Origin of the sequence: Serratia sp. NFX21, assembly GCF_048517035.1 — a bacterium.
GTDB lineage: Bacteria > Pseudomonadota > Gammaproteobacteria > Enterobacterales > Enterobacteriaceae > Serratia > Serratia quinivorans.
Genome location: NZ_CP183196.1, coordinates 595,956 through 608,570, shown reverse-complemented (window position 1 = coordinate 608,570; position 12,615 = coordinate 595,956). Strand labels below are relative to the sequence as shown.

The 12,615-nt window shown below is 55.0% G+C and carries 12 protein-coding genes, 1 tRNA gene and 1 other RNA gene; 4 read left to right on the top strand and 10 right to left on the bottom strand.

What is annotated here, in order from left to right; translation table 11 throughout:
• Positions 1–379: 379 nt before the first annotated feature.
• The gene (locus ACNT1W_RS02855; protein WP_419246396.1) at positions 380–2,071 is read right to left on the bottom strand and encodes a glycosyl hydrolase family 18 protein; all 1,692 of its coding nucleotides are present in this window, start codon (positions 2,069–2,071) and stop codon (positions 380–382) included.
• Between the two features lie 382 nt (positions 2,072–2,453).
• On the opposite strand from ACNT1W_RS02855, the gene ACNT1W_RS02850 reads away from it, so the two are divergent.
• Complete coding sequence (locus ACNT1W_RS02850) at positions 2,454–2,744, top strand: toxin-antitoxin system TumE family protein (protein ID WP_017891236.1); 291 nt, start codon at positions 2,454–2,456, stop codon at positions 2,742–2,744.
• Positions 2,741–3,088 carry a hypothetical protein gene (locus ACNT1W_RS02845; RefSeq protein WP_017891235.1) on the top strand — a complete coding sequence of 116 codons (348 nt, stop codon included), beginning with the start codon at positions 2,741–2,743 and terminating at the stop codon, positions 3,086–3,088. Before ACNT1W_RS02850 ends, ACNT1W_RS02845 begins: the two co-directional genes overlap by 4 nt.
• A 48-nt stretch (positions 3,089–3,136) precedes the next feature.
• Here the strand turns inward: ACNT1W_RS02845 and ACNT1W_RS02840 are convergent.
• The 8 genes from ACNT1W_RS02840 to ACNT1W_RS02805 form a co-directional block, all read right to left on the bottom strand.
• Positions 3,137–3,265: non-coding RNA, RtT sRNA (locus tag ACNT1W_RS02840), on the bottom strand.
• Between the two features lie 34 nt (positions 3,266–3,299).
• Positions 3,300–3,376: transfer RNA gene (locus ACNT1W_RS02835), tRNA-Pro, on the bottom strand.
• 120 nt (positions 3,377–3,496) lie between these two features.
• Positions 3,497–4,828, bottom strand: coding sequence for an MFS transporter (locus ACNT1W_RS02830; protein ID WP_012004606.1), 1,332 nt, complete (start codon positions 4,826–4,828; stop codon positions 3,497–3,499).
• Positions 4,829–4,922: 94 nt separating this feature from the next.
• Positions 4,923–6,464 (bottom strand): signal transduction histidine-protein kinase/phosphatase UhpB, encoded by a 1,542-nt coding sequence (gene uhpB, locus ACNT1W_RS02825; RefSeq protein ID WP_115183461.1) that lies wholly within the window; start codon positions 6,462–6,464, stop codon positions 4,923–4,925.
• Positions 6,464–7,054 carry a transcriptional regulator UhpA gene (uhpA, locus tag ACNT1W_RS02820; RefSeq protein ID WP_419246395.1) on the bottom strand — a complete coding sequence of 197 codons (591 nt, stop codon included), beginning with the start codon at positions 7,052–7,054 and terminating at the stop codon, positions 6,464–6,466. The genes uhpB and uhpA overlap by 1 nt, the downstream gene beginning before the upstream one ends.
• A gap of 120 nt (positions 7,055–7,174) precedes the next feature.
• On the bottom strand, positions 7,175–8,869 hold the full coding sequence (eptB, locus tag ACNT1W_RS02815; protein WP_012004603.1) for a kdo(2)-lipid A phosphoethanolamine 7''-transferase: 1,695 nt from the start codon (positions 8,867–8,869) through the stop codon (positions 7,175–7,177).
• A 225-nt stretch (positions 8,870–9,094) separates the two neighbouring features.
• The gene (locus ACNT1W_RS02810) at positions 9,095–9,520 is read right to left on the bottom strand and encodes an organic hydroperoxide resistance protein (RefSeq protein WP_004950797.1); all 426 of its coding nucleotides are present in this window, start codon (positions 9,518–9,520) and stop codon (positions 9,095–9,097) included.
• A 156-nt stretch (positions 9,521–9,676) separates the two neighbouring features.
• Entirely contained in the window at positions 9,677–10,141 is a 465-nt protein-coding gene (locus tag ACNT1W_RS02805) for a MarR family winged helix-turn-helix transcriptional regulator (protein WP_017891230.1), read from the bottom strand.
• Positions 10,142–10,252: 111 nt separating this feature from the next.
• Between ACNT1W_RS02805 and ACNT1W_RS02800 the strand changes: the two genes are divergently transcribed.
• Entirely contained in the window at positions 10,253–10,852 is a 600-nt protein-coding gene (locus ACNT1W_RS02800; RefSeq protein WP_017891229.1) for an HD domain-containing protein, read from the top strand.
• Positions 10,853–10,864: 12 nt separating this feature from the next.
• Here ACNT1W_RS02800 and ACNT1W_RS02795 read toward each other — a convergent pair whose 3' ends face one another.
• Positions 10,865–11,623 carry an SDR family NAD(P)-dependent oxidoreductase gene (locus ACNT1W_RS02795; RefSeq protein WP_017891228.1) on the bottom strand — a complete coding sequence of 253 codons (759 nt, stop codon included), beginning with the start codon at positions 11,621–11,623 and terminating at the stop codon, positions 10,865–10,867.
• Between the two features lie 114 nt (positions 11,624–11,737).
• Here ACNT1W_RS02795 and ACNT1W_RS02790 point away from each other — a divergent pair, with 114 nt between their 5' ends.
• Positions 11,738–12,601 (top strand): LysR family transcriptional regulator, encoded by an 864-nt coding sequence (locus tag ACNT1W_RS02790; protein WP_261409480.1) that lies wholly within the window; start codon positions 11,738–11,740, stop codon positions 12,599–12,601.
• The last annotated feature ends 14 nt before the right edge of the window (positions 12,602–12,615 follow it).

Sequence of the window (12,615 nt, the reverse complement as noted above, 5' to 3'; positions counted from 1 at the left end):
AATATAACCAGTGGGGATTTACGCAGACTGTGAGAAACAGCAAACAAACATAAAAAAAACCTTTTTTTAACAGTGGCAGCATGAAAACTTATGCTATGCGGTCATTTTTAGTTCGATAGGCTGTGTTGCAGAAAGTTGCTGGTGTTTAACTCCGATAAAAAACTAAAAAAGTTTGTTGCTGAATGATGAATATCTGAACGGTTATTTTTGTGATCGGCGTAAAAGACAGGACGAAATGCTGTCCTGTCACCCGAAAGGGTGAGGCGTCGGCGCATTTTTTTAGCCGGGTGACGCCACAATCTATTCACCGTAAAAAAACTTTCGTCTGTTAAAAAGCCGGGGGCAAAAGGATATCCCCCGGCAACGTGCTACAACCGATTTATTGCGTGCCGGCGCTGTTGCCCAGGCTGCTATTCATATTGTTCAGAATATCTCCGTTATCGGCGTCGATTTCCCAGGAGAACAACCCGCCCAACTGCTTATCGAGCACATACTTGCCCTTCGCCTGTACCGAGCGGGCATCGTCGAAGGTGATCAGGTCACCGGTGGAAGGTTTGAACACATAAGGCGCTTCGGCAGTGGCGTCGTAGCTGTACTGCCATTCACCGCTCATAAACTCATTGGCGATTTGGCGGTAATCCACGATGCCATTTTCCCAGGTGCCTTTTACCGGGCCGGTCGCGGTGCCGGTAAACGGAATGTTGTTCTGGTAGCCGTTAACACCGGTCCAGCCGCGGCCGTACATGGCAGTCCCCACCACGATTTTGCCCGGCTTCACCCCCTGCGTCAGCAGCGCGTTAACGCCATTCACCGTGGTATAGGCCGTATCCGGTTTCCAGGACGGCGCTTTCAGTGCGGTCTGATGGCCCAGGTTTTTCAGATCGAACGCGCCATAGAAGTCGTAACTCATCAGGAAGATGTGATCCATCGAGTTCTGCGCGGTGTTGTAGTCCACCTTGTCGATTTTGTCCTTGCCGGCACTGATCGCAGAGGTCAGTTCATACTTGCGACCGGTTTCCGCGGAAAGCTGATCCAGCATCGCCCGCAGTTCTTTCATCAGTTGCACATAGGTCGCCCCATCCTGTGCGCTGCCCAGTTTCGGGTTAGCGCCCTGCCCGCCCGGGAACTCCCAGTCGATATCCACGCCGTCAAAGAACTTCCAGGTTTGCAGGAACTCTTTCACCGAGCCGACGAAGCGATCGCGCTTGGCCTTGTCACCCATAAAGAAGAACGGGTCGGACAGGGTCCAGCCACCAATCGACGGCAGGATTTTCAGGTCCGGACGAGCCTGCTTCAGCGCCATCAACTGACCAAAGTTACCTTTGTAGGGGTCGTCCCAGGCGGTCACGCCTTTTTGCCCTTTCTGCAGTGCGGCGAACGGATCGTGGATCGACACCTTGAAGTCTTCACGCCCCTGGCAAGAACGTTGCAGCGCCTGGAAACTGCCTTCGATCTCTTTCAGGCTGTCGTTGATGCCGTCGCCGCCGCAGATTGGAATGAAACCGTACAGCAAATGCGTCAGGTTCTGTGCCGGCAGTTTATCGACGGTGAAATTACGGCCGTAAACGCCCCATTCAACGAAATAAGAACCGACCACTTTGCCGGAATCCTGCTTATAAGGCTTATTCTTTTCCAGCAGCGGTTCTTTTAACGGTGCCAAATGGCTGCCATCGGTATCCGCCACGACAATTTCGGTGGCATCGCTGGCGGTACAACCATCAGCATTACATAACGCCACCTGCATTTGATAACGGCCGCCTTTATTAACCTTAAAGTTTGCCGTGCCCGAAGCGCCGGTTGAGGCACCGCTCCAGACTTCTTTGCCATTTAATAATACTTTTGCCGTAGTACCGGTATCGCCATTCCATAAATTCCATGAAACGGAAACGTCGGCGGCACTTTTCACCTTCACCAGGTTATTATAAGCCGTCGCCGCCTGATCGACTTCGACAATGGCGAACTTGGTATTGCCCCAGGCCAGCGTAGGCTTGCCCGGCACGGCGGCCTGCGCCGCAGAGCACAGCGTGCTGCCGATCAGCAACGCCAACAGCGGTTTATTAAATTTGCGCATAACTGATTCCTTTATTCCGAGAGGATAAACGTAAAATATTTAATGACGACCGCCGATTGTCGGACAAGAATAATTCCGCAATAACTCTGGCCGATTAAAATGAATAACTAAGTATTAATCTTTCCCACGTAACGGAAATCTATCATTCCCATTTCGTGTATTCAGACTATAGATAAATTAATCCTTAAAACAATAGCGCTATCAACCGGGTTTTATTGAGCAATAATGAATTAATTTAATAATAGATAACCAGCAGCAGTGGGAATCAGGATAGTGAATTAAATACAGGGAAAGGATAAATATTTGTCATGCCACAAGATGTTGTCTTCATTGACAACACTCTAAATGTGCTGTTATTTTAAACAACACGAAGGAGACGGAAGTGCCTTCTCAACTGATCTATCAGGACAAAATCCAACTGACAAACACTGAATTTATGCAAATGGTTATTTGGCATGTCGATCCCCCCGTTAACGGCAGCACTCATAACTACAAGTACAGGTTTGCCTACGTCAAAGCGGGCATTTGCCGTTTACGTTATGACAATGAAGCAGGTAAAGGCGACCACAAACATGTGGGCGACAAGCAGCAACCTATTACGTTTACCCACCTGACAGCGCTGCAACGCAGCTTCTTCAATGAAGTCGCACGACTAAGAGGTGAAAGAGAATGAACAGAGTCACCATCCGCGTGGCTTCTCTTGAGGAAGTACAACGCAATTTGGAGAAAGCCCTGCAGGGCAACAAGCAGCAACAAGGAAGCTACATCACATTTTTAGACTGGGAGAGCCTGTGGAAAACCCTGTCGCCTAAAAAAATGCAAATCCTTCATACCATGACCGGCGCTGGCGAACTTTCAATCCGGGAAGTGGCACGTCGCGTTAAACGGGATGTTAAAGCGGTGCATACCGATCTACAGGCTCTGTTAGGCTGCGGCATTGTTGATAAAAGCGAACGAGGCATTATTTTCCCCTATGACGAAATCCATTTTGACTTCGTAGTCGGCAAGGCCGCCTGAATGACAGACGAAAAAAAACCTGCTTTAAAAAGCAGGTTTTCTTGAATGTGGTCGGCGAGAGAGGATTACTTGCATCTGCGATGCCGCCCTGCGGGCCGTTGCTAAAGCAACGTTGTCTCGCTGCGCTCGGCTCAAACCTCCTTCGGAGGTTCTCATCCTATAAACTACAGACGAAAAAAAACCTGCTTTAAAAAGCAGGTTTTCTTGAATGTGGTCGGCGAGAGAGGATTCGAACCTCCGACCCACTGGTCCCAAACCAGTTGCGCTACCAAGCTGCGCTACTCGCCGATGCGGGGCGCATCTTACTGCTGACGATATTACGCGTCAATCACTTTCTCGTCCCGGTCAATCAAGTGGTGATAAAAGCGGCATAAAGCGCGCTACAGCAGCCTGCAGCGCGCTTTTTCATCATGCCTTGGCAGTTTTCAGCGCCGGTGATTGAGCACGCAAGAACGGCAACAGGAACAACGCAGACAAACAGGCAGCGATCGAGATCACCACGAAGAACCCATTCCAGTGCCAGATTTCCATGATGCGGGCAATCGGGTAACCGGACAACGCCGCCCCCAGATAAGCAAACAGGCCGACAAAGCCGGTTGCCGCCCCGGCAGCATCCTTGTGCGAACATTCCGCCGCTGCCATGCCGATCAGCATCTGCGGACCAAAGATAAAGAAGCCGATAGCAAAGAAGCAGGCCGCCTGCAGCAGGAAAGTAACACCCGGCATGATCCACAGCGCTGCAACCGACAGGAAGATGCCGATGGCGAAGATCAGGTTCATTGGCCCACGGTTACCACGGAACAGTTTGTCAGAACCCCAACCGGCCACCAGCGAGCCGATAAAGCCACCCACTTCGAACAAGGATATCGCCGAGTTGGCGGTCATCAGCGAATAGCCTTTCTCCTGCGTCAGATACAGGTTACCCCAGTCGTTGATGGCCGTACGCACGATGTACACCAGCACGTAAGACACCGCCAGCAGCCAAATGTATTTGTTGGTCAACACGTAGCGCTTGATGATTTCGCGGTTGGTCAGCCCCTGGCCTTCCGATTCCTGCACCAGTTCCATGGCATCGTTACGCCATTTACCCACGCTGGGCAGCCCCATGGTGGACGGCTTGTCACGCAGGCGCCAGCACATCAGCAGGCCCAACACCACGCCGATAATACCCGGAATAATCATGCCGTAGCGCCAGCTAAAGTGCAGCGAGATAAAGCCGACCAGCAGCGGGATTAACGCACCGCCAAAGTTGTGCGAAGTATTCCAGATCGCCCACCAGCTACCGCGCTCGGAACGCGAGTACCAGCTTGTGAGGATTTTCGAACATGGCGGCCAGCCCCAGCCCTGGAAGAAGGCGTTGAGGATCCACAACGTCCCCAGCATCAGCAGCGAAGAACTGAGACCGAAGAAGATATTGAGTATGCCGGTCATAATCAGGCCCAACCCCATAAAATAGCGCGGGTTGGAACGATCGCTGATCATGCCTGAAATAAACTTCGAGCAGCCGTAAGTGATGTAGAACAGCGTACCGAGAATACCGACGTCGGACATCGTCAGGCCAAGATCGCTCAGCATCGCCGGCATAATGAAGTTGAAGCTTTTGCGCGTGAAGTAAAACGCGGCATAGCCGATGTACATCGTCCACATCAGCTGGATGCGCCAGTATTTATAGCTGGCATCGATCTGTTTTTGATCGGTAACCGGCGGCACATCATCGCGGCTTTTAAGGAAAGACCACATGTGAAACCTCAGAGAATATGAAAAGTGCCGCTATCATGCTGCGCGCGCGCGAAAATGACTTACGCCGGATTCCCGACGCGCCTAGGAGTATTTCCTAGTTTGGCCCTTCCGCCGGTGAAACTGTGGGTAAGATCACATTCAAACAGGTGCCATTCTCCGACGTCAGCCGCAGGCGGCCGCCCAGCGCACTGATGCGCTCCTGCATGCCGCGCAGACCATAACCCGGCTCATGATGGGCTAGATCGATACCGACGCCGTTATCGCGAATGGTCAGCAAGACTTGCGGCAACCGCCCTTTGCGCTGACGAAGACGTGCATCCAGCTCAATCCGGCTGGCGGCGGCGTGACGACAAACATTGGTCACCCCTTCCTGACACACCCGATACAGCGTAATTTTCAACGTCTCATCCAGCAACTCATCCGGTACCTGCCACTGCATCACGCTCACCAGCGACGTATCCTGCGGTAATGATTCGCGCAGCATCGCCGCCACCGCCGCCGAAAGCGGCAAATTATTCAGCGCAGCCGGCCACAGTTGCGTCAACACGTCGTGGACGCCGTCATATACCCGCAGCGCCAGCGTATCTATCGCCTCGGCGCAGCCCATCACCTGCGGCTGCGGTGCCAAACGCTTGATAATACTGGCCTGGGTGCGGATCACGGTGATGGTTTGACCGACCTCGTCGTGCAGCTCCCGCGCCACCTCGCGCCGGGTCTGTTCTTCTGCCGTGACCAGCGCGCGCGCCAGTTGGCGGTTTTCCGTCAGCCGCAGCCGCAGTTGCTGGTTCAGCTCGCGCTGGCGTTGAATACCCGCGCCGAGCAACAGACCGGTCAGGCTCTGGGCCAGCAGCGACAACAGTAAATCACGGTGCGATTCGGGCTGTGGCGGTTCGTTGGCTACCAGCACCACCCCATTAAGCAAGGTTGCCAACAGCGCGCCCTGCCAGCCGTAGCGATAGGACATAAAGACTATCGGGATGGCCAGACAAAACGGCGCGAAGCGACGCAGCTCAGCGGCATTAACCTGCTGTTGCAGCCAGATACTGAGCGCAAACAGCAGTAAGTAGCTGGCCAGATGGCGCAACCGTAGCGTCACCGGCTTATGGATCAGGCCCGGTTCAAGCGGCACCCAGATCTGCCGCGCCAGATAGTGCCACAGCAGCAGACAGGTTGGGGCAATGGTAAAACCACCAGCCAACCCCAGCAGCAGCGCACGGGCACCCTCGCCGTTCACTAGTTGCCACACCAGCGCCTGCAGCAACGCGGCCACCGCCACTACCGCGCCCTGCATCAATGGCCATTGCCATTCGCTGTCACTTTCCTGATGCCGCAGCAACCAGGGGGAGGCCACCAGACTGAGCAACACCGTCAACACCAGCACCACCACCGAAGCCCACAGTGCCGGCCCGTAACCGAACTGATCGGCCAACACCACCATCAGCAGCAGATCGGCCAACAGGATGCCCGGCCAGAAGCGGTAAGGGCTTTGCAGCAGAATGCCCATACGCAGACCAAACGGGAACAGCAACAACGCCTGCCACGGCGGGTCGATCAGCGCGGTGCCAATCCCCCACAGGCAAAATGCACTGGTGGCATAGATAAAGAACAACGCCAGTTGGGTGATCAGGCGTTGCATCACAGGTTCAGCATCCGCTTCGCCAGCTCGACGTTGTTGTTGATACCCAGCTTGGCGAACAGATTGGCGCGATGCACGTGTACCGTTTTGGGTGACAACCCCAGCGCAGCAGCAATCTCCCGCACCTCCTGTCCTTGCGCCAGCAACAGTGCGATTTCGCGTTCACGGCGCGTCAGTGGGTCCACCTTCACCCGCGCCAGTTGCTGGGCGATTTCAGGCATCAGATACACGCCACCGCTGGCGACGGTGCGTACCGCGGTGATCAAATCTTCCGGCTTGCAGCGTTTGGACAAGAACCCGCAGGCACCGCGTTCCAGCGCCAGCTCCACCAGCGCCGGGTTGTCATGCATCGACAGCATCACCACCCGAATACCGGAGGGAATATCCGCCAGCAGATCCAGCCCGCTGCCGTCCGGCATCGAAATATCACAGATACAGATTTCCGCCTCCAGACCGGGCAGGCCAGCGCGTGCCTGAGCCGCGCCGCTGAACTCGCCGACCACCTGAATATCCGGCTCCAGCGACAGCAGTTGCACAAAGCCCGATCGCACAATGTCATGATCGTCAATAAACGCCACGCGCAAGGTCATGGAAATCTCCGGTCCGAGGGGGAAAGTGCGCAAGTATAGCGCAAGCCTGAGCCAGATTAGTTGATGAAAGGAAGGTATAAGCAGATTTTACCGGGCGCAGTGCGCCCGGTATGGGGGAGGTTACAGCTCGCTTGGCGACGCTTTTTCCTGCGGAATATCACACCAGTTGTTTTTGGCCACGATGCCGCCGTTCGGCGAGGTATAACCGAGGCAGCCGAGAATGGTATCGAACAGCTCAACATGGCGGTGGGTCTTGCCAACCCGCTGCTGCGCCTGCAATTGCTCAAACGCTCCGCGATGCTGTGGATCTTCCAGGAACTTGTCGGATGCCCATACCATCATTGGCACACGGAACTGCTCCACCGGCGCCATTTCACGCGGCGTGCCGTGCAGGTGTGAATTCTCGCCGATCGATTCGCCGTGATCGGAAGAATAGAACACAATCGCCTTCTTCTCGCGCACCTGATCAATCACATTGGCGATAAAGCTGTCGGTATACAGCACCGAGTTATCGAAGGCGTTAACCAACTGGTCCTTGGAGCAGAAATCGTCAACGCCGATACACTCCGGCTGATAACGCGCGTAGCTACGCGGATAACGCTGGGAATAGAGATAATGTGAGCCCTTGGTGTGCAGGATCACCAGATGCTTGCCCTTGGGATAACGGGCCAGCGACTCCTTCATTTCATCCACCAGCAGCATATCGTCAACCGATTTGCCGTCGTTGCGCTTTTCGGAGGCGATCATCTCGCGGAACGAATAGTTGTTCACTTCGGTGTTGTTATAGAACCAAACCTCGCTCTGCATGGCGAACAGCTCGGAGGTGAAGCCCAAATCTTTCATTACCGCGAACACGTTTTGCTCTTTCAGAGTCCGTTGCGGGTTATCTGCCGTGCCGCCTTCCCGCACGAACATACAGCGCAACGACAGTTTGGTGGCGGTATCACAAGACGTGCCGCGGAACGCCACCAGATTTTTCTCTTTGGACAGCCGTGGCGTAGTGTCACGGTCGTAGCCAAGAATGCCCATGTGATCCCAGCGCGTGGTTTCACCAATGATAAACACCACGTAGGTATCATCAATATCGGCCGGTGCAACATAGGTAAAGTTCTTGGCCGGGTCGAACAAATTGGCCTGATCCTGACTTTCGTCATAACGGGTGTAGGCAAACAGCCCCAACGCCGACAGCCAGTTGGATGGCAAATAGGAATGTGCAACCACGCCACCGTAGCTTGGCAAATCCACATTGGTGATTTTTTCCTGCGCGCTTTGCTCGTTATCCAGCATACGCAGCGGCACCCAGACCAGCGCCACCACCGCCACCAGCACCACCAGCGGTTTTATCCGGTGTCCGGGCGTTTTCAGTTGCTCGATCAGGGTATAACGCAGGTTGTTTTTCCAAATGCACAGCAGCGGCAATGCGCTGAGCACCACCATCCACAGCACGAAGTGCATACCGACCACTTCTTTCGACAGGTCGATATCGGTGGTCATCACCGACACCACAATGCCGTAGCCGATCACCACGTTGAAAAACGTCATGTAATAGCTGGCCGCCACGGAAATCAGCACCAATAGCGAGGCAATAATCCGGTAGAACAGCCGGCCGCCGAGCGAGACCAGCCGCATAATAAAGAAGGTGAACAGAACGATGGCGATAACCTCGGTTACCGCAGAAATGACCTTAATCCCCTGAATGCCGTGCGAAAACGAATCAAAGCGACGATAGAAAACGGAAAGGTTCAAAAAGATGCCGATATAGATCGCTAACAATAACGATAAATTCTGCTGTGATAGCGATTTAACTTTGTTCATGTAACGCGGTGGCTCCGGGGGCTTTAACAGTTCTGAAGTCAGTCAGACATTCGATGCGGCTGCAGGTTCAGCCGATCGGCAATAAGCGCTATTTTGGGGGTAAGAATCAAGAGAATTCTCACAAAATAACCATTTTTGCCATTTTTTGTGCAAGGGATAAAGGGGCACGAGACGAGAAATGGAGGGCTGAAACCCTCCATTTGTTCCGTGATATTGGCGGAAATCTTACTTAACGTTAAGCGTTACATCAATATTGCCGCGAGTGGCGTTGGAATAAGGGCAGACCACGTGGGCTTTTTTCACCAGGTCTTCCGCTACGCTGCGCTCGATGCCCGGCAGGGTGATATCCAACTGCACTTCGATGCCGAAACCGTTGGGGATTTCGCCAATACCGACGGTGCCGTCAATTTTGGCTTCGGCCGGGATCTTCACTTTTTCTTTCGCCGCGACAAACTTCAGTGCGCCGAGGAAGCAGGCCGAATAACCGGCAGCAAACAACTGTTCCGGGTTGGTGACTTCACCGCCCGCGCCACCCATTTCTTTCGGCACGCCCAGTTTGACATCCAACACGCCGTCAGATGAGGTCGCACGGCCATCGCGGCCACCGGTTGCGGTGGCATGAGCACGGTACACAACTTTTTCAATCGACATACATCATTCCTTCTTTCTGGTTGGAGGCAAGACGGCAATTCCTGCAGGCGGAACGTCGTCATTGGTATATCTTTCACGATTAAATCGCACACTATATATTTACTGCTTACTTCCAGTGTAGTCCACCCATGCCGATCCTGCTGCCGGCACTGGGGATCAAAGCTGGTTGATTAGCTTGCCACGCAGCTTTTCCAACTGCTGTTTGATATTGACGATTTCATCGAGGCTGCAATCGGTAGCGCACATCACGGCTTCCGGCACCGACTGCGCTTTTTCACGCAGCGCACGGCCGGCATCGGTTAACGCAATAATCACCTGCCGCTCATCGGTGGTGGCACGGTAACGCGCTAACAAACCGGCGGTCTCCAGGCGTTTGAGCAATGGCGTCAGGGTGGCGGAATCGAGAAATAGCCGTTCGCCAATGTCCGTGACCCTGATTTCGTCCCGCTCCCACAGCACCAGCATCACCAAATATTGCGGATAGGTGAGTTCAAGCTGGCTCAGCAGTTTGCGATACACCTTATTCAGCGCCAGGTTGGCGGAGTACAGGGCAAAGCAAAGTTGCTGGTCAAGCAGCAGCAGGTTTTTCGTCGCGGGTTGTTCGGTGTTTTCGATTTTCATGCTCTGAATATAGATAGTGCACGATGTAATCGCAAACTATTTTTTTGCCAATATGCTACCTTGTTAAAAGCAGGGGATGCCACAGCGAGGTGCTGTGTGGAGGGAAAGGACATGACAGACACTCTGACAGAACGCGCGCGCCGCTACGCCACCAAGGCCCATGCGGCTATCGATCAGCGCCGCAAATACACTAATGACCCCTACATTGTTCACCCGCAGGCGGTAATGGAAATCGTCAGCAGCGTGCCGCACAGCGAAGAAATGCTGGCCGCCGCCTGGCTGCACGACACGGTAGAAGATACGCCCACCACTCTTGGCGATATCGAAAGCCACTTTGGGCCGCAGGTCGCAAGCCTGGTGGCGATGCTGACCAACGTCAGCGGCACCGGTGACGGCAACCGCTTCGAGCGTAAAAACCGCGATCGGCGCCACAGCGCCAAGGCTTCACCACAGGCCAAGACCATCAAGCTGGCGGACCTGATCGACAACACCCGCTCACTGCTGGACTATGACAGCCATTTCGCCAGAACCTATCTGATCGAAAAACAGCGGCTGCTGGAAGTGCTGACCGAAGGTGACCCGACGCTATGGCAGCAGGCGCATCATATTGTCGAAAAGGGGCTGGAAAGGCTGCAATTGCCACCGCATAACGTTCCGGCAAGCTGGTTTGAACATGCCCGCCGGCGCTACCGGGAAAACGATGCGGCATAGCCGACAACCACTTCAGTGCGCAAAATAATGCATACCGCCATCCACCGGGATCACCGCCCCGGTGATATAGCGCGCCTGCGGGGAACAAAGAAACGCGGCCAGATAGGCCATATCCTCCGGCTCACCAAAATAGCCAATCGGGATATTCTGTTCGATAAACGCCTGGCGGGCGGCCTCCGTCGGGTGCAGTTTTTCACGCACCTGCTCGCTATTAATCCGCCCGGGCTGCAGCGTATTAACCGTAACCCCTTGCGCCGCCACGTTGCCTGCCAGCCCCTTGGCCCATAGGTGCAACGCCCCCTTGGCAGCGGTGGCAGCGTTCAAACTGCGCGGCTCCATCGAGCCACTGATGTTGATCACCCGTCCCCAGCCCTGCGCCAGCATCCGGGGCAGCAACGCATGGGTTATCCGACGCGCCGGGGTAAAGTTCAGGGCAAAAGCTTCTTCCCAACCGGCATCGCCTTCGCTCAACGAGGTCGGGCGAGCCCCACCGACCGCATTAATCACAATATCGATGGTCCCGAACTGCTGTAGCGCCAGCGCCAGCATGCTGTCGAGCGCTTGCGCATTGGTGATATCTGCCGCGATGACATAGGGCCGTATGCCACCGGCTTGCTCAACCTCATCCGCCAGGGTCTGCAAACGGTCTTCCCGGCGCGCCGTCGCCACCACAGTCACCCCCTGCGCCGCCAATACCCGAACCATGCCTGCGCCAATCCCTTCGCTGGCACCGGTCACCAACGCGATACGCCCCTGTAGATGCAAATTCATAAGATATCCTAATTGAATAATTCAATCTGGTTACAAAGATAACGCCATTGAATCACGTCCCAGTCTGTGTGAATATTCCGTAAACTCGCGGCAATACTGTGCAGGAATTCACTGATGTTCGATTGGCAGGATTTAAAACACTTCGTGGTGCTGGCACGCACCGGTTCATTGTCGGCAGCGGCACGGGAACTGGGCTGCGATCACGCCACGGTAGGGCGTCGGGTGGCGGCGCTGGAGAAAGCCCTCGGCCTGCCGCTGATCCTGCGCCTGCCGCGCAGCACGCCGCTGACGCAGGACGGAAAGGTGATTGCCGGCCTGGCGACTGACATCGAAAACCAAAGCCACGCCATAGTCCGCCATGCGCGCAGCATTGGTGAAACACCGCAAACCCAGGTGCGTATCAGCGCCCCGCCGTCGATTGCCGCGCGGGTTATTGCCCCGCAGATTGCGCAATTTCACCAGACTTTTCCGCATATTACGCTGATACTCTCCGGCGAATCGGCGATCGCCGAACTGGATCGCGGTGACGCCGAAGTGGCTGTACGCATGGTGCGGCCACAGCAGCCGGATTTACTGGTGCAACGCATCGGCATGATGCGCTATGCGCTGTATGCCACGCCACAGCACGCCGCCCTGCCGGAGGCGGCGCGGGCCTTCATCGGCTACGATCACCACTACCAAAACCAACCGCATCAACAGTGGCTACAGCAGCTGTTGCAGGGCCGCCCGGTGGTATTTCAGGCCAGCGATCTGTTCTCGTTGCAAGAAGCCGCACGATCGGGACTAGGAGCGGTAGTATTACCGACGTTTGTTGCCGATGGCGACCCAGACATGGTTACACTGCCCACTGCAATCGCTGCCCCGACCCGCGAGCTGTGGCTGGTCACTTACCCGGACCTGGCCCGCTCGACGGCCGTGCGCGCGGTAATGAATTTCCTGGCCGAAATCATCGGGGAAAAATGCCCACTGACACGCTAAAACATAAGTCATGC